At 65.9% G+C, this 19,494-nt stretch carries 21 protein-coding genes; 9 read left to right on the top strand and 12 right to left on the bottom strand.

Annotated elements, in window-relative coordinates; all coding sequences use genetic code 11:
• Positions 1-258: 258 nt before the first annotated feature.
• On the bottom strand, positions 259-1,764 hold the full coding sequence (locus NKH51_RS07350; protein WP_254764595.1) for an RtcB family protein: 1,506 nt from the start codon (positions 1,762-1,764) through the stop codon (positions 259-261).
• 80 nt (positions 1,765-1,844) lie between these two features.
• Entirely contained in the window at positions 1,845-2,276 is a 432-nt protein-coding gene (locus tag NKH51_RS07345; protein WP_254764594.1) for an archease, read from the bottom strand.
• A gap of 160 nt (positions 2,277-2,436) precedes the next feature.
• Between NKH51_RS07345 and NKH51_RS07340 the strand changes: the two genes are divergently transcribed.
• From NKH51_RS07340 to bcp, 4 genes are all read left to right on the top strand, one after another.
• The gene (locus NKH51_RS07340; RefSeq protein ID WP_254764593.1) at positions 2,437-2,913 is read left to right on the top strand and encodes a GNAT family N-acetyltransferase; all 477 of its coding nucleotides are present in this window, start codon (positions 2,437-2,439) and stop codon (positions 2,911-2,913) included.
• 84 nt (positions 2,914-2,997) lie between these two features.
• On the top strand, positions 2,998-4,173 hold the full coding sequence (gene priS / locus NKH51_RS07335) for a DNA primase small subunit PriS (protein WP_254764592.1): 1,176 nt from the start codon (positions 2,998-3,000) through the stop codon (positions 4,171-4,173).
• Positions 4,170-5,141, top strand: coding sequence for a DNA replication complex subunit Gins51 (locus NKH51_RS07330; protein ID WP_254764591.1), 972 nt, complete (start codon positions 4,170-4,172; stop codon positions 5,139-5,141). Before priS ends, NKH51_RS07330 begins: the two co-directional genes overlap by 4 nt.
• Before the next feature lie 115 nt (positions 5,142-5,256).
• Positions 5,257-5,730, top strand: coding sequence for a thioredoxin-dependent thiol peroxidase (gene bcp / locus NKH51_RS07325; RefSeq protein WP_254764590.1), 474 nt, complete (start codon positions 5,257-5,259; stop codon positions 5,728-5,730).
• A gap of 21 nt (positions 5,731-5,751) precedes the next feature.
• Here the strand turns inward: bcp and NKH51_RS07320 are convergent, their stop codons facing one another.
• Entirely contained in the window at positions 5,752-6,078 is a 327-nt protein-coding gene (locus NKH51_RS07320; RefSeq protein WP_254764589.1) for a HalOD1 output domain-containing protein, read from the bottom strand.
• Between the two features lie 314 nt (positions 6,079-6,392).
• On the opposite strand from NKH51_RS07320, the gene NKH51_RS07315 reads away from it, so the two are divergent.
• Positions 6,393-7,229 carry a TrmB family transcriptional regulator gene (locus NKH51_RS07315; RefSeq protein WP_254764588.1) on the top strand — a complete coding sequence of 279 codons (837 nt, stop codon included), beginning with the start codon at positions 6,393-6,395 and terminating at the stop codon, positions 7,227-7,229.
• Between the two features lie 24 nt (positions 7,230-7,253).
• Here NKH51_RS07315 and NKH51_RS07310 read toward each other — a convergent pair whose 3' ends face one another.
• Together NKH51_RS07310 and NKH51_RS07305 are read right to left on the bottom strand one after the other, a co-directional pair.
• A complete protein-coding gene (locus tag NKH51_RS07310) occupies positions 7,254-9,515 on the bottom strand; it encodes a CDC48 family AAA ATPase (protein ID WP_254764587.1) in 2,262 nt (753 codons plus the stop codon).
• Positions 9,512-9,760 (bottom strand): DUF7127 family protein, encoded by a 249-nt coding sequence (locus tag NKH51_RS07305; RefSeq protein ID WP_254764586.1) that lies wholly within the window; start codon positions 9,758-9,760, stop codon positions 9,512-9,514. The genes NKH51_RS07310 and NKH51_RS07305 overlap by 4 nt, the downstream gene beginning before the upstream one ends.
• A gap of 239 nt (positions 9,761-9,999) precedes the next feature.
• On the opposite strand from NKH51_RS07305, the gene NKH51_RS07300 reads away from it, so the two are divergent.
• A complete protein-coding gene (locus NKH51_RS07300; protein WP_254764585.1) occupies positions 10,000-10,776 on the top strand; it encodes an alpha/beta fold hydrolase in 777 nt (258 codons plus the stop codon).
• A gap of 68 nt (positions 10,777-10,844) precedes the next feature.
• On the opposite strand, the gene NKH51_RS07295 is transcribed toward NKH51_RS07300, so the two are convergent.
• Positions 10,845-11,045, bottom strand: coding sequence for a DUF7511 domain-containing protein (locus NKH51_RS07295; RefSeq protein WP_254764584.1), 201 nt, complete (start codon positions 11,043-11,045; stop codon positions 10,845-10,847).
• Between the two features lie 125 nt (positions 11,046-11,170).
• Positions 11,171-11,983 (bottom strand): 3-methyl-2-oxobutanoate hydroxymethyltransferase, encoded by an 813-nt coding sequence (gene panB / locus NKH51_RS07290; RefSeq protein ID WP_254764583.1) that lies wholly within the window; start codon positions 11,981-11,983, stop codon positions 11,171-11,173.
• A gap of 132 nt (positions 11,984-12,115) precedes the next feature.
• Between panB and NKH51_RS07285 the strand changes: the two genes are divergently transcribed.
• Entirely contained in the window at positions 12,116-12,349 is a 234-nt protein-coding gene (locus tag NKH51_RS07285) for a DUF5822 domain-containing protein (RefSeq protein ID WP_254764582.1), read from the top strand.
• 26 nt (positions 12,350-12,375) lie between these two features.
• On the opposite strand, the gene NKH51_RS07280 is transcribed toward NKH51_RS07285, so the two are convergent.
• From NKH51_RS07280 to NKH51_RS07260, 5 genes are all read right to left on the bottom strand, one after another.
• Entirely contained in the window at positions 12,376-12,915 is a 540-nt protein-coding gene (locus NKH51_RS07280; RefSeq protein ID WP_254764581.1) for an HAD family hydrolase, read from the bottom strand.
• An 83-nt stretch (positions 12,916-12,998) separates the two neighbouring features.
• Positions 12,999-14,135: an acyl-CoA dehydrogenase family protein gene (locus NKH51_RS07275; RefSeq protein ID WP_254764580.1), complete on the bottom strand. Its 1,137-nt coding sequence runs from the start codon at positions 14,133-14,135 to the stop codon at positions 12,999-13,001.
• A gap of 69 nt (positions 14,136-14,204) precedes the next feature.
• Entirely contained in the window at positions 14,205-15,122 is a 918-nt protein-coding gene (locus NKH51_RS07270) for a dihydrodipicolinate synthase family protein (protein ID WP_254764579.1), read from the bottom strand.
• 88 nt (positions 15,123-15,210) lie between these two features.
• Positions 15,211-15,894: a helix-turn-helix domain-containing protein gene (locus tag NKH51_RS07265; RefSeq protein WP_254764578.1), complete on the bottom strand. Its 684-nt coding sequence runs from the start codon at positions 15,892-15,894 to the stop codon at positions 15,211-15,213.
• 313 nt (positions 15,895-16,207) lie between these two features.
• Positions 16,208-17,506, bottom strand: a complete 1,299-nt coding sequence (locus tag NKH51_RS07260) for an HAD family hydrolase (protein WP_254764577.1) — start codon at positions 17,504-17,506, stop codon at positions 16,208-16,210.
• Between the two features lie 159 nt (positions 17,507-17,665).
• Between NKH51_RS07260 and NKH51_RS07255 the strand changes: the two genes are divergently transcribed.
• Positions 17,666-18,787 carry a glucose 1-dehydrogenase gene (locus NKH51_RS07255; RefSeq protein ID WP_254764576.1) on the top strand — a complete coding sequence of 374 codons (1,122 nt, stop codon included), beginning with the start codon at positions 17,666-17,668 and terminating at the stop codon, positions 18,785-18,787.
• Positions 18,784-19,440 (top strand): transcriptional regulator GfcR, encoded by a 657-nt coding sequence (gene gfcR, locus NKH51_RS07250; protein ID WP_254764575.1) that lies wholly within the window; start codon positions 18,784-18,786, stop codon positions 19,438-19,440. The genes NKH51_RS07255 and gfcR overlap by 4 nt, the downstream gene beginning before the upstream one ends.
• Positions 19,441-19,494: the final 54 nt, after the last annotated feature.

Genomic DNA, 19,494 nt, shown 5'->3' with positions numbered 1-19,494 from the left:
CGACAACACACACCCGGTCTGCCATCGCGGGGCAGATCGGACGAACGTATCGCCAGTCACCCGTTCACGGCGGGTCGACGGTTCGCCACACCTGCTGGTCACCGAACGACCGTGCGAGTCTGCCAGTACCCCCACAGGCTCGTTCGGTCGGTTCGTTCGCGCTGAATCGGCCGTGATCGAGTCGGCCGTTTCCGTCCCGATGACCTGGACATACCGACCGAGAGGGCGAACCGTAAAGCGACGGCACCGACCCCGCGATCAGCCCTTGATGTTGCAAACGGGGAACGTCCGCGCCACCTTGTCGCCGATGCCGAGTTCGTCCGAGACGCGGACGACCTCGTCGACGTCCTTGTAGACGCCCGGCGCTTCCTCGGCCACCGTCGCGCCCGACTGGGCCTTGACGTAGATCTGATTCTGCTCCCGCAGCTGCTGTTGCACGTCGCCGCCCCAGTACTCGTTTTTCGCTTGCGTGCGGCTCATCAGTCGACCCGCGCCGTGTGCCGTCGAGCCGAAGGTGAGATCCATCGAGTTCTCCCCGCCGCGGAGGACGTAGCTGCCCGCACCCATGCTGCCGGGGATGATGACTGGCTGTCCGACATCGCGGTAGGCCGCTGGCACCTCGGGATGGCCGGCGGGGAACGCCCGCGTCGCGCCTTTGCGGTGGACGTAGAGTTCGCGCTCCTCGCGCTCTCCGGCGTCGCCGTCTCGCACTGGTCGACCCTCCGGCCCGACCCCTACCTCGTGCGTCTCTTTTTTCGCGATGTTGTGAGCCACGTCGTACAGCAGGTCCATCTCCATTTCCTCCCAGGACCGATCGAACACGCGCTCGAAGACCTGCCGCGTCCGGTGCATGATCAGCTGGCGGTTGACCCACGCGAAGTTGATCGCCGCGTTCATCGCGCCGTAGTAGTCCTCGGCGAGCTGGGATCCCGCCGGAGCCGCGGCCAACTCTTTGTCCGGCAACTGGTTCAGCAATCCCTGGTGTTGCTGCTCGATCTTCCGGAGGTAGTCGTTGCAGGTCTGGTGGCCCAGTCCGCGCGAACCGCAGTGGATCAGCACGACGATCTGATCCTCGGAGAGCCCGTAGGCCTCACCGACCTCGTCGTCGAAGATATCGGTCACGCGCTGGACCTCGAGGAAGTGATTCCCCGAGCCCAGCGAACCGATCTGGTTCTTCCCGCGATCCTTGGCCTTCTGACTGACCTTGTCGGGGTCCGCCCCCTCGCGCATCCCCTCGTCCTCGCAGTGCAACAGGTCGTCTTCGACCGCGTGGCCGTTCTCGAGCGCCCAGTCGACGCCGCGGGCGAGGATCTCGTCGACGGTGTCGACGCCGGCCTCGACGATGCCGCCGCCGCCGAGACCCGATGGGATGTTGGCAAATAGCGAGTCGACGAGTTCCTCTTCCCGACCCCGTAACTCGTCGTAGGTTAGGTTCGTCCGCATCATCCTGACGCCGCAATTGATGTCGTAGCCGACCGCTCCCGGCGAAATACAGCCGTTTTCGGCGTCGAGTGCGCCGACTCCACCGACCGGGAAGCCGTAGCCCTGATGGCCGTCGGGCATACAGATCGCGTACTTGGTAATTCCCGGCAGATGGGTCGTGTTCGTGATCTGCTCGAGCGTCTTGTCGTCCGCGATCTCCTCGAGCAGCGCTTCGCTGGCCAATACGCGCGCGGGAGTGCGCATATCGCCCGTCTCTGGAATCTCCCAGACGTATTCGCGCACCCGCTCGAGCGTGATGCCGTCGGCGTCGAAGGTGGTCATACGCGAGAGTCGGACGCCGTCGAAGAAAGATGTTCGTCTCTCGGTTCGCTCGTCGCCGGGGTCGAGCCCGTTCGGCTCGCTCAGACGTCGAAGACGACGTACGCCTCCCAGCCGTCGTCGGCGCGTTCGAGTCGCATCTCCGAGTAGGTCACCGCCTTCACCTCGCGGGCGTCGATTTCGGCGAGCGGGACGCCGCGGGTGCTTCCCTCGAGGTGCCACTCGTCCGCCCCGTCGGTCGCTGGATCGACGTCGATCGAGTCGACGCGGTGGTCGACGGGCAGCTCCGCCCGCACGTCCCGCAGGTATATCAGTTCGTCGAGGTAGTCGAACAGCAGGGCCTCGCGGCTCTCGGCGGTCACGGCGAGCGAAAAGCGCTCCCCTGTGTCGACCGGAATCTCCTCGCACGACGCGGCCGCGAGGCCGTCGGCTACCGCCGCGAACGTCGCCTCGAGCGAGGCGCCGGTCGCCGAGACCGCGATATCGGCCGTGTGGGCGCGCAGTTCGAACCCCATTCGCTTGCCGGTTCGGCGGCTGGGATCGTATGTTCGTCGATTCGATGGCCGCGGTCGTCGCGGGGAAACACGAATCGCTCGAAACATGTCGCCGCCGTCTGACGTTCCAGAGGATCGACTGCCGGTGGAATTATATTGACGACGCTGGTAGTGTGTGGTAGTGAGCGTCAACATCGACAGTCGGGTCGTCGCCCCGGGGAGCGGCGATTTCGTCGACGAAGCCTGGCAGCTGAAAGAGGCGATCAATCGTCAGGAAGGTGTGCTCAAACAGCGATACGATTTCTTCACCGACGCGTATCGCCGATCGAAGGTACACTGTTACGTCCAGGATGGGGAACTGATCGGCTTCGCCGCCGTTCGCCGCGACGGTTATATTCTCTTTCTGGCGGTCTCGTCCGAGTTCCGCGGCGAGGGGATCGGGAAACGACTCGTCGCCCACGTGGCCAACGACCACGACACGATCACGTGTCACGCCCGCACGAGCAACGAGAACGCCCTCCAGTTCTACGAACATCTCGGCTTCGAGATCAAGCGCCGGATCGACAACTACTACGAGGACGGCGGCGACGCCTACTACCTGAAACTCGGGGCGGACGTGGGAATTACCGACCGCATTTCGGAACTGATTCGCCGGTAGTCCTCTCCCCGCTCGTTACGACGGTCGCCGCGTTCGAACCATTCGGCAGGATTATACGCCCCCATCCACGACTACTCGAGTCGTATGGAGGAGCGAACGAGGGCCTATCTTCGAGGGCGATTCCGTGATCACTACCGCCGCACGGAGATCACGCCGCCGCCCGCCGCGAACGAACGCGAGTGGGGCTTTATCCCCTGGACCGAGGGGCCGGATACGACGATGGTCCGTCACCGATCGCTCCTCGAGTTGGGCGATCTCTCCGAGTTTCTCGTTCGGAAGCGCCCCCGACACGTCTACTTCTCCGCGGGGCGCTTTCGAGACCCCGGTGCGAGTTCGATGCACGCCAAAGACTGGCAGTCCGCGGATCTCGTCTTCGACCTCGACGCCGACCACCTGCCGAGTGTCACCCTCGGCGAGGACAGCTACGCCGAGATGCTCGCGAAGTGTAAGGACGCCCTCTTTCGGCTGCTCGACTTCCTCACCGACGACTTCGCCTTCGAAGACCTCGAGATCGTCTTCTCGGGCGGCCGGGGCTATCACGTCCACGTCCGCGACGAGAACGTCCTCCATCTCGAGCGGGAACACCGCCGCGAGATCGTCGACTACGTCCGCGGTATCGGCCTCGAGTACGACGAACTGATCGAGACCGAGACCGTCGCGGGGCTGGGACGGAAGACGCCGACCGAGCGCCGCACGCTCCAGATCGAGGGTGGCTGGGGTGCCAGAACGCACGCGCACTTCATGGACTTCGTGGACGAGTTGCTCGAACTGGACGACGACGCGGCCCTCGAGCGACTCCAGACGTTCGACGGCATCGGCGAGGGCAAAGCCGAGGCCACGCTGAACGCGGCCCGCAACAATCGAGACCAGCTCGAGGCGGGCAACGTTACCGTCCACACCGCGGTCGCCCAGTTGGCAGAGCGGTTCGCGAGTACCGCCGTCGAGCGGGACAACGCGCCGATCGACGAACCCGTCACCACGGACACGAACCGGCTCATCCGCCTGCCGGGCAGTCTCCACGGCGGCAGCGGCCTCGAGACGGTGCGCTTAGAGCGAGACGAACTCGAGGAGTTCGATCCGCTCGTCGACGCCGTCCCCGAGACCTTCACGGGCCACGAGATCGCCGTCGACGTAACCGACGGCGGCGAGATCGAGCTTGGAGGAGATAGCTTTACGGTCCAGGAAGGCGACCAGTCACTACCGGAGTACGTCGCCGTGTTCCTGATGGCACGCGGCCGGGCGGAGAAGGAGAAAGAATGAATTTAGACGAGTTGCGTTCGGTCCAGAGCAAGGAGCGCCAGAAGGACAGCCTCCAGAATCTGCGCCCCTCGTTCTACCAGGAGGTCGGCGACTACATCGCCGACCTGGAGGACGAACGCGACCGCGTCGCCGAACAGGCCGATGACCCGTTTTCCTCGCCCGAGGTGGGCCGCCTGACCGACGAGATCGAGACCGCCAAGGACGTCGTCGAGGCGATCTACGAGCGTCGGATGGGGAAACTCGTCAAGCAGGCCAGCCTCGCCGCGGCCGGCATGGCGGCCGACGACGACGGGCTGACCGCAGAGGAGGCCGACCTGTTCGACGACCTCGTCGACCGCATCGGCTCGAACAAGTCCCGCGTGCTGGACGTACTCGAGGGCGTCGACGCCGCAACGACCGACTCGGCGTCTGCAGCCGACTCGGCGGCCGAATCCGACGCGGTCCACCCGGCGGAGCCGGCCGACTCACAGTTGGCCTCGGCCGATCCGTCCGGCCGCGCGACTGCGGAAGACACGCCGCCGATTCCACCGGAGGACCCGCCAGTAGAGACCGAGCACGGCGCCGAGCCGCGACCGGGCTCGGATGGGGCCGACTCGAGTGGCGTCACGGCCGCGGACGTGATGGGCGGTGACGGGCCGCCGACGCGGCCGTCCGAACCGCGCGACGAGGACGACAGCGAGGGGGCATCCGTGGACACTGCCACCGAACCCGACGCCGGCCACGACACCGACACCGGAGCCACGAACGCCGATTCCGGCGGTGAGGCGGGCGACGCCGGTGCGGGTGACTCGCTCGACACAGGGCCAGCCGATGTCGACCGGACGACCGTCCGGATCACCAGCGACATCGGCTCGATCCTCGGAGTGGACGATCGCGAGTACACCCTCACGAGCGACGACGTGGTCACGCTACCGGAGCAAAACGCCGCCCCGCTCGTCGACCGAGAGGCGGCCGAACGGCTCGAGTGACCGCTGTGTGGCCCGGCCGACCCACGTCTTGGAGACAGCTCTGGAGACCTCTGTACTGAGATGTATTCCCGTGTGAAACCGTAACGTATACAATAACTGTCGCTAACTCCCGAGCATGCTCGATGTCGGCGACGAAGCGCCAGAGTTCGAACTGCCCAACCAGCACGGCGAGACGGTCCGCCGCTCGGATTTCGATGGCCAGCGGCTGGTCGTCTACTTCTATCCCCGCGCGAACACCGACGGCTGTACGGCCGAAGCCTGCGGGTTCAACGACGCGCTCCCCCAACTCGCGGACCGCGACGCCGCGGTCGTCGGTATCAGCGACGATTCCGTCGACGACCTCGCCGACTTCGCGGCCGACTACGACCTCGCGTTCGATCTCCTCTCCGACGAGTTCGGCGAGGTCGCGACGCTCTACGAATCCTACGGCGAAAAGCAGATGTTCGGCAACACCTTCGACGGCGTCTTCCGCAACACGTACGTCGTCGGACCGGACGGCCGAATCGAAGGGGTCTACGAGGGCGTCTCGCCCGACGGCCACGCCGACGAGGTTCTCGCGGACCTCGAGCCGGTCGATCTCGCCCACTGACACCGGCTCACGGAACGCGGCCTACCGGTCCGGTTCAGGTAGCGAATCGCTCGCTCCCAGAACGCGGACGCGGCCCGTGTCCGTGATCTGGAGTAGATACTCCTCGAGCGAGAGTTCGACGGTGACGGTACCCGCCGGCTGGTCGTGCGTGACGATCGCATTGAGGGCTTCGGGATCGACGTAATCGTACAGCGTGAATCCGAACTCGGTCGAACAACTGATCGGATCGGTCTCGAGTGCGGTTGCGAGTGCATAGATAGCAGCTATACTGGCCGGCGTCGATTCGTCGTACGTCCGCTCGGCGAGTATCGGCCGGTCTTCCGTGGGGTCCCGATCGGACCCCGTCATCCACGACACCCTCCTCTATCGTACGCTCGTACGGCGACACCCTGGCCCCGATCGATCGGTGTTCCGTCCATTACCGAATGCTTCTAGACTCCGGCCTACGAAACTTCGGCTTGAATTGGTGAGTTCGATCGACGTACCGACGCTGGTGCGTCGATCGTGGTCCCACGAGCGGTCGGACGACCGACTCCGATTGTCGCGATCGATCGGCCCGCTACCGCCATTCTATCGGGCTGAAGAGATGGATCAGCTTTTCTACGATCCATGCAAATAGTTCCCATTGTAGATGACTCTTCAGACGAACGGGACGTTCGACCATGTCTAAAGCGGACGCCGTCGAAGCGCTGGAAAAACTGGGCCTTCGCACCTACGAGGCACAGTGTTTCGTCGCGTTGACGCAGCTGTCGGAGGGGACGGCAAACGAGATCAGTCGGGTTGCCGATGTTCCCCAGTCACGTGTCTATGACGTCGTCGACCGACTCCACCGACTCGGGCTCGTGGACGTACAGGAGTCCGATCCCCGCCGATACGCCGTCGTCCCGGTCGACGTCGCCCGAGAACGGCTTCGACAGGAGTACCGCGACCACCTCGAGACGGCGGCGGCCCACTTACAGGAACTCGAGCAGCGGACGGTCGATGAAGACGGCGTCTGGCAGGTCGCCAGCCAGCGAGACGTCGACAACCGGACGCGGACGGCGCTCGAGGAAGCGACGAGCGAACTCTACCTCCTCGCGGCCGACGGCAGCGTGCTAAGCCCGTCGCTGCTCGAGAGGCTCGCGTCGGCACGCGACCGAAACGTCGCGGTGTTCGTCGAAGTCCCCTCGGCGGTCGACCGGCGACGCGTTCACAATGAGATGCCGGCGGCCGCGGTCGCTGTCTCGGAGTTCGCGTTCGACGCGCACGTTCGACCGGGACGGTCGATCGGCCGACTGGTACTGGTCGATCGGAAAACAGTCGTGCTGAGCGCGTTGTCCAGTGGCCTCGTGCCGGACGAACGGACCGAGGTCGGAATCTGGGCCAGCGAGCGGGCTCACGGGCTCGTCGGCTGGTTCCGGTACGTCCTCGAGCAACGACTGGCGCGTCTCGAGTTCGTCACCGGCGACGACCCGCGGTCGGGCGACGTCACTGGCGAGTGCGAGACGTGCGAAGAATAGGAGACTGCGCCGCGGTCGGCGACCCTACTGGAAGGTCCGTCCGACCTGTTCTTCCCCACCGGGCTCGGCCTGCTGGAACTCCTCTTCGAGTTCCTCGTATTGCTCCCGCGTCTCGGGCGTCACGCTCGCGTTGACCTCCCCGAGCGCGTGCTCGAAGTGCTCGCGGCTGATGCGGACGTTGCCGATGGTGTCGTCCATCTCCTCGGGATCGACCGAGTTGATGAACTCGCGGCTGGCGGCCATCGACGCCTCGCGGCAGACCGCCTCGATGTCGGCGCCGACGTAGCCCTCCGTCTCTGCGGCGAGCCACTCGAGGTCGACCGCGTCGGCCAGGGGCTTGTTGCGGGTGTGGACCTCGAAGATCTTCTTGCGACCGTCCTCGTTGGGGACCGGCACGTGGACGTGGCGGTCGAGCCGACCGGGACGGAGCAAGGCGTTGTCGATCAGGTCGGGTCGGTTAGTCGTCGCGATGACGACGACATCCTCGAGCTCCTCTAAGCCGTCCAGCTCGGTCAGGAGCTGGGAGACGACCCGTTCGCCGACGCCGGAATCGCTCTGGCGCTGGCCGCGTTCGCCCGCGATCGAGTCGATCTCGTCGAAGAAGATCACGGTCGGGGCGTTCTCGCGGGCCTTCTCGAAGACCTCGCGGACGCCCTTCTCGGACTCCCCGACGTACTTGTTCAGCAGCTCGGGACCCTTGATCGAGATGAAGTTCGACTGGGCCTCGTTGGCGACTGCCTTCGCGAGCAGCGTCTTCCCGGTCCCCGGCGGGCCGTACATGAGGACGCCCTTCGCGGCCTGCATGTCCATGGCCTCGAACACCTCGGGGTAGTCCAGCGGCCACTGGATCGTCTCGCGCAGGCGCTCTTTGGTGTCTCCGAGGCCGCCCACGTCGTTCCAGGTGACGTCGGGGACCTCGACGAAGACCTCGCGCAGCGCGGAGGGCTGGATGCCCTTGAGCGCCTCCTTGACGTCCCGCTCGTTCACCTCGAGCGACTCGAGGACGTCGGCGTCGATCTCCTCGGACTCTAAGTCGAGTTCTGGGCGGATGCGCCGGAGCGCGTTCATCGCGCTCTCGCGGGCCAGCGACTCGAGGTCGGCCCCGACGAAGCCGTGGGTGTTCTCGGCGTACTGCTCGAGGTCGATCGACTCGGAGAGGGGCATCCCGCGGGTGTGGACCTGGAGGATCTCCTTGCGGCCCTCTTTGTCCGGGACGCCGATCTCGATCTCGCGGTCGAACCGGCCGCCGCGGCGGAGCGCGGGGTCGATCGCGTCGACGCGGTTGGTCGCGGCGATGACCGTGACGCGGCCGCGCTCCTCTAAGCCGTCCATCAGGCTGAGCAGTTGGGCGACGACGCGCCGTTCCACGTCACCGCCGGCCTCCTCGCGCTTGGCAGCGATCGAGTCGAGTTCGTCGATGAAGACGATCGCGGGCGCGTTCTCCTCGGCCTCCTCGAAGACCTCGCGGAGTTGTTCCTCGCTTTCGCCGTAGTACTTCGACATGATCTCCGGCCCGGAGATCGTCTCGAAGTGAGCGTCGATCTCGTTGGCGACGGCCTTGGCCATCAGGGTCTTCCCGGTGCCCGGCGGGCCGTGCAGCAGGACGCCCTTCGGCGGCTCGATCCCTAACTGCTGGAACAGCTCGGGATGGCGCATCGGCAACTCGATCATCTCGCGGACCTGGTCGAGTTCCTCGTCTAAGCCGCCGATGTCCTCGTAGGTGACGTTCGGAACGCCCTCGGCGGACGTGCCGCCACTCGAGCTGACCTGCTCGGCCGGCGTTTCGGAGATGTCGATGCTCGTCGAGTCGGTGATGACGACCGTGCCCGACGGAGAGGTGCTCGCGATCTTCAGCGGCACCGACTGGCCGGAGCTGGCCATCGGGCCGAACGACAGCGAGAACGGTACCGTCTGGCCTTCGGTAACGGCCTGACCCGAGAGCTTGTCGCGCACGAGCGGGCCGATGTCGCCGCGGATCCGCAGGTTCTGTGGCAGCGCCACGGTGACGGACTTGGCTGGTTTGACATCGGCCGACTCGATGGTGACGGTGTCGTCGATCCCGACGTTGGCCTCCTGGCGGAGGCGGCCGTCGATCCGGACGATTCCACGGCCTTCGTCCTCGGGATAGCCGGGCCAGACGCGCGCGACGGCCTGACCGTCGCCCTTGCCCTCGATGACGATGTAGTCGCCGTTCTCGAGGTCGAGTTCGTTCATCGAGACGCGGTCGATAGCGGCCAGTCCGCGACCCGCATCCTTCTGTTTCAGGGGTTTGACGGTGAGCTTCATAGTTCCTCCTCCAGTTCGACAGTCAGGACGCCGTTTTTCATAAACGTGTGCGCGTCCCCGGTGGCGTCGGGGAGATCGATCTCGTACTGCTCGTCTTTCACGACGACGATAACCGTGTCATCGACCAGATCGACGGAGGCGTCAGCCTCGGCGGTCCCGAAGTCGACGGCGAGGACCGCCCCGTCGTCGTACTCGTACCGACGGGCTAACTGCCCCTCTTCACGGGTGAATTGTTCGAGAGTCATGGTTCAACTAACCCAAGGTAAGCACCACAGATATATAAATGTTTCGGCGGTAATCGCCCGACGACAATGTGGTCCGTCGAAAGGTGATTGTTCGTAGTTCACAGGAGGCCAGGTCGCGTTTCTTCGGCCAGGGCGGTCGGTGAATAGGGCGATGCGTGGCGCGAGTATAGTCCCGTTGCTGGCGCTCTCCAGTCGCCTCGCCTCATGACTTTATACCGGTTCAGAACGTTTCGCTACGTATGGAAACGGTAGCACACAACGGCCGGGAAACGGCGTACGCAGTCGTCGACCGTGGAGGCGATGGCCCGCCGATCTGCTGTCTTCACGGGAGCGGCGGCTCGCGCAAGGTCTGGACCGGTCAACACTCGCTCGCGGATCGATACCCGATCATCGCGGTCGACCTCAGCGGCCACGGCGATTCGGACGATGTCGACGCGAGCGCCGGCTACACCGCGCTGTCGGCCTACGCCGACGACGTGCTGGCTGTCGCCGAAGCGACGGACGCTCGCGTTCTGGTCGGCAACTCGCTCGGCGGTGCGGTCGTCCAGCACGTCCTGCTCGAGCGCTCGTTCGACCCGGATGCGGTCGTCCTGACTGGGACGGGTGCCCGACTCGGCGTTCTGGACGACCTCCTCGAGTGGCTCAAGTCCGACTTCGATCGGGCGGTCGAGTTCCTCCACGGCCCGGATCGGCTCTTTCACGACCCCGATTCGGACCTCCGGGAGCGGTCGATAGAGCGGATGTACGACACCGGCCAGGCGGTGACGCGCCGCGATTTCCTGACCTGCCACGAGTTCGACGTTCGCGACCGACTCGGCGAAATCGAGACGCCCGTGCTGGCGGCCTACGGCGAGTACGATCAGTTGACGCCGCCGTGGTTCCACGAGTATCTCGCCGACGAGACCGAACGCGGCCGATTGGCCGAAATCGAGGACGCGGGCCATCTAGCGATGCTCGAGCGACCGACTGCGTTCAATACGGTCGTCGACGACTTTCTACAGGGTGGTAGCGGGTGAGCGATCGAAACGGCGATTCGTCCGTGCTGGGGCCGGCCGCCGAACCGACGCCAACGCTGAGAAGCGATCTATCGTTGTTGGACGAGCGGGACGAACGAGTCCGCGGTCGCGGTGATCCACTGCTCCGATACCGCGTCCTCACCGATCTCTCGCGGGAACATCGTACAGACTGCGACGTCGTCTCGCTCTACGGTGACGTGTTGTAGCTGCGATGGCTGATCGGCGTCTAGCCCGCCTGCGACCGGCGTTCCCCTTGTTGACTCTGTCATGGTGTCGATCCACCGTGATGTAACTCAGCTTACGGAATCACACCATATAAACACTGCCCCTAAACGCGGTCTATCTCTGTATGTTATATTATTTCCCTAGTATCATCACCTGCGACTGGTTGGAATCAGTACAGTTCCTCGAGATCGGTCTCCTCGTGACCGTGTTCTTCGGCGGGAAACTCGCCGGATTCGACTGCCGAGACGTACGCGCCGATCGCCGACTCCATCTCCGCGCGAACGTTTCCGAACTGCTTCGAGAACGAGGGCGTCCACTCGCTCAGTCCGATGGCGTCGTCGACGACGAGGACCTGTCCGTCGCAGTCGGGACCTGCGCCGATCCCGATCGTCGGGATGTCGATCGCGTCGGTGACCTCGGCGGCGAGATTCGACGGCACGTGCTCGAGGACGAGCGAGAACGCGCCCGCTTCCTCGTGAGCCTCGGCCAACTCGAGGATGCGCTCGGCCGCTTCCGGATCCGTGCCCTGCCTGGGATAGCCGCCGTACTGGTTGACGTGCTGGGGCGTCAGCCCGAGGTGGGCCATCACCGGAATGCCCAACTGAACCAACTTCTCCGTCAGGTCGACGGTGTGTGGACCACACTCGAGTTTGACCGCGTGGGCGTCTTCTTCTTTGAGCATCCGGCCGGCGTTCTCGAGGCTCGCCGACTCGTCGACGCCGATCGAGAGGAAGGGCATATCGGCGACGATAAGGGACTTCTCCGTCGCGCGCGCGACCGCGCCAGTGTGGCGCGCCATGTCGTCGACGGTCACGGGGAGCGTCGTCTCGTGGCCCATGCTCGTGTTCCCGAGGCTGTCCCCGACGAGGATGATGTCGACGCCGGCCTCGTCGACGATCGCCGCCGTCGGCGCGTCGTAGGCCGTCAGCATCGTGATCGGCTCCTCGCCCGCCTTCGCTCGTACGTCCCGCACGGTAGGCATACGCATAGGTTGGTCTCCCACGGTTAAACGTCGTTGTTCTTCCTCGAGCGACGGCGAAAACCAGTCCCGGTCGAGCGTCGTCCGCCGGCCCCACCCGCGACGCTTAAGAGGTCCGGGTCGTCAGTTCCAAGCGTGCCAGAACGCGTCGAAACGACCTCGCCCGACGGCGTCGACTACGGCTGGGTGATGCAGACGACGTTCGTCGCCACCATCGTGGTCGGCGCGCCCGTCGTCGCCGGCCTGTCGACGACCGCCTCGCTGCCGACCTGGGGCTCGCGCGCCGAGTTCGCGATCCGGGTCGGTGCGGTCGTCTGGTTGCTCACGGCGATTACGGTCTTCGCCTACGCGAAGCACAAACAGGAGTAGTCGCTCCGTCCTCTCGCGGGCGAGGATCAGACGCCCGACGGGCCGTCGCCGACGAACTCGAAGGCGACGCCCGCTCTGTCCGCCGTTTTTCGATCCCGCGCCGAGTCGCCGACGAACAGCGCTCGCTCTGGGTCCGCGTCGAGTCGCTCGACCGTCGCGAGCAGCGGCTCGGGGTCCGGTTTCCACGTCCCGACCGTGTCGCGGCCGACGACCGCGTCGACCGCCGTCTCGAGGGCGTGTTCCTCGAGCGCGATCCGGCAGGCCCGCTCACAGTTCAGCGAGCAGACGCCGGCCGGCACCGTCCGCTCGAGGAGGTCGTCGGCATGGGCGAGCCGGTCTGACGTTCGCGCGCCGTCGTGTTCGTGGGCCGCGATGGCCGACTCCACCTCGGCGGCCACTCCGGCGTCGCCGGCGGTCTCGAGCATGCCCCAGAGCCCGTCGCCCGGCGGCTCGATGTTCGCGTGGCGATACACCTCGCGGACGTCGACGGCGACTGCGTTCCAGTCGACATCGAGCTCGACGAGCGTCCCGTCCAGATCGTAGACGATGGCGTCGTATCCGGTCACGGTCTATTGTAGGTGCGGCCGCCGAATATACTGTTCGCCGCTTCGTCGTTCCCGATCCCCGCGCGGCCCCGAGCTCCGCCTGCTCACTCGAGCAGTTCCCGCGCGATCACCGTCTTCTGGATCTCGGTCGTCCCCTCGTAGATCTCGGTGATCTTCGCGTCGCGGTAGAGCCGCTCGACCCTGCCTTCGGTGACGTAGCCGTAGCCACCGTGGATCTGGACGGCCTCGTTCGTGACGAACATCGCCGCCTCGCTCGCGAAGTACTTCGCCATGCTGGCCTCGAGCGCCGCGCCGCCGGGGCTCGAGCCGGCCCCTCGCTTCCGGGCCGCGTCTCGCGTCAAGAGCCGCGCGGCTCGGATCCGGGTCGCCATCTCGGCGAGCTTGTGCCGGATCGTCTGGATGTCGGCGATCGGGCCGCCGAACTGGTCGCGCTCCCGGCTGTAGGCAAGGGCCTCGTCGAACGCGCACTGTGCGAGGCCGACCGACTGGGCGGCGATGGCGATCCGCCCGCCGGTGAGGATGTGGAACGCGGCCGACAGCCCCGCGCCCTCCTCCGTCAGCCGGTTTTCGGCGGGGAGCCGAACGTCGTCGAACGTCAGGCTCGTGGTGTCGCTCGCGCGCAGGCCGAGTTTCTCCTCGGGTTCGCCGACGGTCAGCCCGTCGACGTCACCGGGGACGAGGAACTGCGTGACCGTCGACGGATCGTCACGATCCGTCTTCGCGAAGAGAATATAGACGCCCGCGCGTTCGCCGTTCGTAATCCACTGTTTCTCGCCGTCGATGACGTACTCGTCACCCTCCCGTCGCGCCTCGGTGGCCATCTCCGCGGGGTTCGACCCCGCGTGGGGCTCCGAGAGCGCGAACGCGCCCACCGGCCGACCCTCGGCCATCTCCGGCAACCACCGCTCCCGCTGGTCTTCGCTCCCGAACTCCGCGATACAGGACGTCGCGAGCGAGTGGACCGACAGCGCCGTCGCCACCGCGAGCATGCCGTAGGCGACTTCCTCGTTGACCACGGCAGCCGTCACCGGAGCCGCGTCGTAGCCGCCGTACTCCTCGGGGACCGTCAGCCCGGTCAGGTCGAGGTCGGCGAGGCCGTCCCAGACGGCCTCGGGGAACGCCTCGTCCCTGTCAGCCTCGAGCGCGGTCGGCCTGATCTCCTCGCTGGCGAACTCCCGGACGGTCTCGCGGACCGCCTCCTGTTCCGGAGTGAGTTCCATGCCGGCCATTCGACGGCCGCGATAAAAGTCTCGGCGTCGGGATCGGTCGCGGTACGGATCGGGCCGGTCTCAGAGCCCCTCGAGTTCGAGTGCCTCGAGTCGAGCCCGCATTTCGTCGGCGGCCTCGTCGTCTTTCAGCCGCAGCGGACTTCGAAGCGGACCGGCGTCGAACTCCCGCATTCGGAGCGCGGTTTTCACACCCGACATGTACGCGCCGCCGGTCTTGAACGCGTCTCGCACGCGGAAGATCTCGCTTTGCAATTCCCGCGCGCGGTCCTCGTCGCCGCCGTCGTAGGCCTCGTAACAGTCGACGACGAGTTCCGGGAACACGTTCGCGACGGCGCTGACGGCGCCCGAGCAGCCGACCTCGAGCCCGGTGAAGATCAGCGAGTCCGATCCGGCGAGGAAGGTCAACTCGGGGTGGGCGTCGATCGCCTGCGCGAGCCACGGCACGTCCTTGCTCGAGTCCTTGACGCCCGCGAGATTGTCGATCTCGGCGAGGGCCGCGAGGGTCTCGAGCGACAGTTCGTTGCCGGTCTTGCTCGGGATGTGGTAGATGTAGACCGGGAGGTCGACGGCTTCGGCAACCCGCCGGTAGTGCTCGAGTGCGCCCTCGTGGTCCAACGGATAGTAGTAGGGCGTGACGACGACGATACCGTCGGCGCCGACCGACTCGGCGTGTTCGGCACGGGCGACCGTCCGGTAGGTGCTCGGCGCGCCGACGCCGGCGATGACCGGTACCTCGTTGCCGACTTCGTCGACGACGGCTTCGACGACGCGGTCGCGTTCCGCGTCCGAGAGCAGCGGGAATTCACCGTTGGTGCCAAGCGGGAAGACGCCGTGTGCACCCCGATCGACGACGAACCGGGCGTGTGCGGCGGTCGTCTCGTAATCGACGGACTCGTCGTCCTGGAACGCGGTAACGGTCGGCGGCACGACGCCGCGAAGCGACAACGGGTCCGCCGCGCCGGGATCGTGATGCGACATGACCGATCGTCCGCCGGGCACGGTCAAAAAACGCCCGCCGCCTGCAATCGACGCCGGGGTCGATCCTCGGGACGCGCTCGAGCGACCCTCAGTCTGGCGTCGCCATCTCACCGGCCGGCTCGTCCAACTGTTCGCCCGCGAGGACGCGGTTCGCCCGGCGCAGCCGTTCGGAGAGCGCCTGGTGGGAGATGTCGAGTTCGTTCGCGAGTTCCTCGAGCGAGATCTCACGGGGCACGTCGTAGTACCCCTGCCGATAGGCCTCGGCGATGGCCTCCTGCTGGGGTTCGGTCAGGGCAGCCGCCGTCGTCTCGAGGTCGTCGTTCTGGCCGGCCTCGACCATGCGCTTGATGTCGATCCGGACGTCGCGTTCCTCGATGGCAGAGACGGCGCTCGAGAGCCCCTCGCGGTCGGGGAAGAGGAGTCGGAGCGTCCACTGGCCGTCCGTGACGTGGGCGTCGAGGACCGTTCCGCCGTGCGTATAGACACATCGGCAGATCGAGCCGACTTCCTCGGTGTACTGCAGCCGGTAGAACAGTTCGCCGTCTTCGGTGTCCTCGAGCAGTTGGCTGTACTCGGCGACGGTCGGGTCCGCCTCGATGGCGCTCTCTACGTCGTCGCGGTCGACGTTCGAGAACCAGACGAGAGGCGTCGTCCGGACCGGCCCTTCCGCGACGACGCTTTCGACGCGGACCTCGAGGGCCGGTAGTTGCTGGAATGTCTCTGCGAGCGCGAACCCGTCTGTCGAAAGCGAAAGTTCTGCGATGGTCGTCATTGGAAGGTCACCTCGTACCGCTGGCTCGAGTCCGGTCGGCGAACGACCACGCTGTCGCGGGAGTAGCGGGACTCGATTCCGCGCATAACCGTCCAGCCGATCGCTCGGCGCGTCCGAAACGAGCCGTCAGGACAGTCATGTGACCGCCGCTGACGACTGTACTTGTCCGGACCGTGCTGACAGAGGAGAGGGCTCGGAGACGGTTGATGAGCGGGCTTTCCCCTTCAGGCCCTTTACAAGCGCAGGTCGCCCCTGAAGAGGGTCAGAATCACGTGACTGGACGGCGATAACGACGGTCCCCCGATGTCTCCGTTCAGCCGAGTCGAGCCAGTCGATTGAGCGCGTACACCGTCCGCAGGATGTCGACGCTCTTCCCGCGATCGAAGACGAGGTCGTCCATCTCGAGGACGTGCTCTAAGGTGTCCTGCGAGGCGTGTTCCGGCGCGGCCGCGATACCGGCGTCGTTTTCGGCCACCCACTGCATGACGCGCAGGTCGCTCTTGGAGTCGCCCATCACGAGCGCGAACGGGTCGTCGACGCCCAGCACGTTCAGCGCGCGCTCGACGCCGACGACCTTGTTCAACTCGAGACTGCCGATTTCGGCCGCGTCGGCCTCGTAGTAGGCGACATCGATGCGCTCTAAGACCGCCGCGAGCCGCTCCGGAATCGCGTCGGTATCGAGATCGGGGTAGGCCCCCTCGCCCTCGAGAACGGCCCTGACCTCGGAGTCCTGCGCGGCGTAATAGGCGCGCGTCCAGTCGACGATCGTCTCGTCGGACAGGGTCGTCCCACCGTCGTCGTCCGCGTCGGTGTGGCTGTGGTCCGCGTCGTCGCCCTCGAGCGTCGCACCGACGGCGTCGGCGAGCAGGTCGATGAGGTAGACCAGCGCCTCGTCGATGATCGCGCGGGCGTCCGTCGAACCGGTCTCGTAGTTGGGCTTGATGGTGACGTTGAACTCGTTGCCCTGGAGGTGACAGCCTCGGCGAAGATCTTCGGGGGCCTCCGGCAGTACCCGCGAGCGCACGTCGTCGAAGACCGATCGGATTTCCTCACCCAGGTCCTCGTAGAGCAGTTGCTTCGTGTCCGCGCCGTGGCCCGGCGTGAACACGCCCGTCCCCGCTTCGTAGACGATCGAGAGATCACCCGAGTGGACGATTTCGCTGCCCAACCCCTGGATCGCGAACCCCTTCACGTTCTCCAAGGTCTGACCCGTGCAGATGACGATCGGAACGCCGGCCTCGTGAAATTCCGTCAGCAGGTGCAGCGTGTCCCGCGGGATTTCGTTGTCGGTCCCGCCGGCCGAGCGCAACGTCTCGTCGACGTCGAGCACGAGAACGTTCACCGCGCGACCGTACTTCGCCTCGAGGTCCAACGCGGTGAAGGCCTGATCGCGGGTCGCGTGTGCGGCGATCTCCGCGAACGTCTCGCCGGCCGCGAACGACGACCGGATCTCGTCTTTGCGCTCCTCGAGTTCCTCCGTCGCGCCCTGCCAGTGCTCGAGGGCGACCCGAGAGTCGACGGCGGGGAACACGTCGACGAACTCCTGGTACTCGCGTAACGTCTTCGTGTCGTACTCGTCGTAGAGCCGATAGACGAGATCGTACCGTTCCATGGTAGATACAGGCAGGGGGAGCCGGATAATCGTTTGCAGTGTGGCAGGTTTCGGCCGTCGTCGCTTCGAGCGGCCGACCGACGGTCTGCCGATCCGATAGCACAGGAATTTACTCGATCAGGAATAAATATTTAACATCGCGGTTCTTCCTTCTCTAGCATGAAAGCCATCGCAGTCCAGCCCGGAGCGGGTGTCCCCGAAATCGTCGAGCGACCCGTTCCAGAACCAGCCCCCGGCGAGGCCCTCGTCCGGATCTGCCGCGTCGGCGTCGACGGCACCGACTACGAGGTCATCGAAGGGAGCCACGGTGGCGTCCCCGCGGGTGACGACCGACTCGTGCTCGGCCACGAGGCCGTCGGCGTCGTCGAAGACGCCAACGGAACGGGCCTCGAGGAAGGCCAGTACGTCGTCCCGACGGTCCGCCGACCCCCAGCGGGCGTCGAGACCAACGATTACTTCGAGCGCGGCGAGCCCGATATGGCCCCCGAGGGCGAGTACGTCGAGCGCGGCATCGTCGGCGCGCACGGATTCATGGCCGAGTACATCACGAGCCCGGCCGACTGCCTCGTCCCGATTCCCGCCGAACTCGCGGCGTGGGGCTTCCTCGTCGAACCGATCAGCATCACCGAGAAGGCCCTCGAGCACGCGTACGCGACTCGCTCGGCGTTCGATTGGCAGCCCGAGTCCGCGCTCGTCCTCGGCAACGGCTCGCTCGGCCTGCTGACCGTCGCGATGTTCACCGAGACGCTCGGCTACGAGCGCGTCTACTGCCTCGGCCGTCGCGACCGGCCCGACCCCTCGATCGACATCATCGAGCGGCTGGGCGCGACCTATATCGACTCCCGCGAAACGCCCCTCGCCGAGATTCCCGACGCGTACGAGCCGATGGACCTCGTCTACGAGGCGACCGGCTACGCGAAACACGCCTTCGAGTCGGTCGACGCGCTCGCTCCCAACGGCGTCGCCGCCTTACTCGGCGTCCCCGGCGACTGGTCGTTCGAGATCGACGGCGGCCGCCTCCACCGCGAACTCGTCCTCCACAACAAAGCGATCGTGGGCAGCGTCAACTCGAACCGCGGCCACTTCGAAGCGGCCATCGACACGCTCGCGGCGCTTCCCGAGGGGGTCCTCGAGGCGATCGTCACCGGCGTCTACGGCCTCGAGGAAGTAGACCTCGCGTTCCCGAAGGCCACCGCGAGCGTCCCGGCCGGCCACGGGGCGACGGCGGCCCCGAATGACGACACGCCTATAAAAACGGCGGTCGAATTCACCGATATATGAAAAACGTCGACGACCTGATCGAGAGCGCGGCCGAGCTCGCGGCTCGGGGCCTCTCGAAGGGCGAAATCGCGGACGAGTTGAACGTCTCGCGGGAGACCGCGAGCTGGCTCGTCGAACGAAGCGGGACAGCTCCGCAGACATCCGAACAACCGCCACAGCGATCCGACACCGCCGGTGCCGGCGGCCCGCAGGATATTCACGTCGACTGGTCGGCGGTCGGACGGGACAGCAAGCGGATGAGCCACATCGCGTCGGCGATGGCCGACCTGCTCGCGAAACACGGCGAGGACGTGGATCTGACGATCGGCATCGAGAAGGCCGGCGGCCCCATTGCCACCCTCGTCGCCCGCGAACTCGAGACCGATCTCGGGACCTACACCCCCGCGAAACACCAGTGGGAAGAAGGCGACATCGAAGAGCTCGGCGGCACCTTCTCGCGCAATTTCGCCGGCATCCGCGACCGCGAGTGTTACGTCGTCGACGACACCATCACCAGCGGCACCACCATGCGCGAAACGATCGAGGCGATCCGCGCCGAAGGCGGGACACCGCTGGCGTGTGTCGTCCTCGCGGACAAGCAGGGCCTCGAGGAGCTCGAGGGCGTCCCCGTCTACTCGCTGTTGCAGGTCATCAGCGTCGGCAAAGACGAGTAACGCGGTGATTCCGGCGGCGTGTCAGTGGCACAGCGACCGCTCACGTACGATTCC

Source organism: Natrinema marinum (assembly GCF_024296685.1).
Lineage (GTDB): Archaea > Halobacteriota > Halobacteria > Halobacteriales > Natrialbaceae > Natrinema > Natrinema marinum.
This window is presented reverse-complemented; position numbering and strand designations above follow the sequence as displayed.

What these genes read in the sequence shown, in the direction of transcription:
- gfcR (WP_254764575.1), top strand. Translation starts at nt 18,784, where the DNA reads ATGAAAAACGTCGACGACCTGATCGAGAGCGCGGCCGAGCTCGCGGCT.
- NKH51_RS07315 (WP_254764588.1), top strand. Translation starts at nt 6,393, where the DNA reads ATGTCTAAAGCGGACGCCGTCGAAGCGCTGGAAAAACTGGGCCTTCGC.
- priS (WP_254764592.1), top strand. Translation starts at nt 2,998, where the DNA reads ATGGAGGAGCGAACGAGGGCCTATCTTCGAGGGCGATTCCGTGATCAC.
- NKH51_RS07270 (WP_254764579.1), bottom strand. Translation starts at nt 15,122, where the DNA reads ATGTCGCATCACGATCCCGGCGCGGCGGACCCGTTGTCGCTTCGCGGC.
- bcp (WP_254764590.1), top strand. Translation starts at nt 5,257, where the DNA reads ATGCTCGATGTCGGCGACGAAGCGCCAGAGTTCGAACTGCCCAACCAG.
- NKH51_RS07345 (WP_254764594.1), bottom strand. Translation starts at nt 2,276, where the DNA reads ATGGGGTTCGAACTGCGCGCCCACACGGCCGATATCGCGGTCTCGGCG.
- panB (WP_254764583.1), bottom strand. Translation starts at nt 11,983, where the DNA reads ATGCCTACCGTGCGGGACGTACGAGCGAAGGCGGGCGAGGAGCCGATC.
- NKH51_RS07260 (WP_254764577.1), bottom strand. Translation starts at nt 17,506, where the DNA reads ATGGAACGGTACGATCTCGTCTATCGGCTCTACGACGAGTACGACACG.
- NKH51_RS07295 (WP_254764584.1), bottom strand. Translation starts at nt 11,045, where the DNA reads ATGACAGAGTCAACAAGGGGAACGCCGGTCGCAGGCGGGCTAGACGCC.
- NKH51_RS07300 (WP_254764585.1), top strand. Translation starts at nt 10,000, where the DNA reads ATGGAAACGGTAGCACACAACGGCCGGGAAACGGCGTACGCAGTCGTC.
- NKH51_RS07305 (WP_254764586.1), bottom strand. Translation starts at nt 9,760, where the DNA reads ATGACTCTCGAACAATTCACCCGTGAAGAGGGGCAGTTAGCCCGTCGG.
- NKH51_RS07350 (WP_254764595.1), bottom strand. Translation starts at nt 1,764, where the DNA reads ATGACCACCTTCGACGCCGACGGCATCACGCTCGAGCGGGTGCGCGAA.
- NKH51_RS07265 (WP_254764578.1), bottom strand. Translation starts at nt 15,894, where the DNA reads ATGACGACCATCGCAGAACTTTCGCTTTCGACAGACGGGTTCGCGCTC.
- NKH51_RS07310 (WP_254764587.1), bottom strand. Translation starts at nt 9,515, where the DNA reads ATGAAGCTCACCGTCAAACCCCTGAAACAGAAGGATGCGGGTCGCGGA.
- NKH51_RS07255 (WP_254764576.1), top strand. Translation starts at nt 17,666, where the DNA reads ATGAAAGCCATCGCAGTCCAGCCCGGAGCGGGTGTCCCCGAAATCGTC.
- NKH51_RS07330 (WP_254764591.1), top strand. Translation starts at nt 4,170, where the DNA reads ATGAATTTAGACGAGTTGCGTTCGGTCCAGAGCAAGGAGCGCCAGAAG.
- NKH51_RS07275 (WP_254764580.1), bottom strand. Translation starts at nt 14,135, where the DNA reads ATGGAACTCACTCCGGAACAGGAGGCGGTCCGCGAGACCGTCCGGGAG.
- NKH51_RS07320 (WP_254764589.1), bottom strand. Translation starts at nt 6,078, where the DNA reads ATGACGGGGTCCGATCGGGACCCCACGGAAGACCGGCCGATACTCGCC.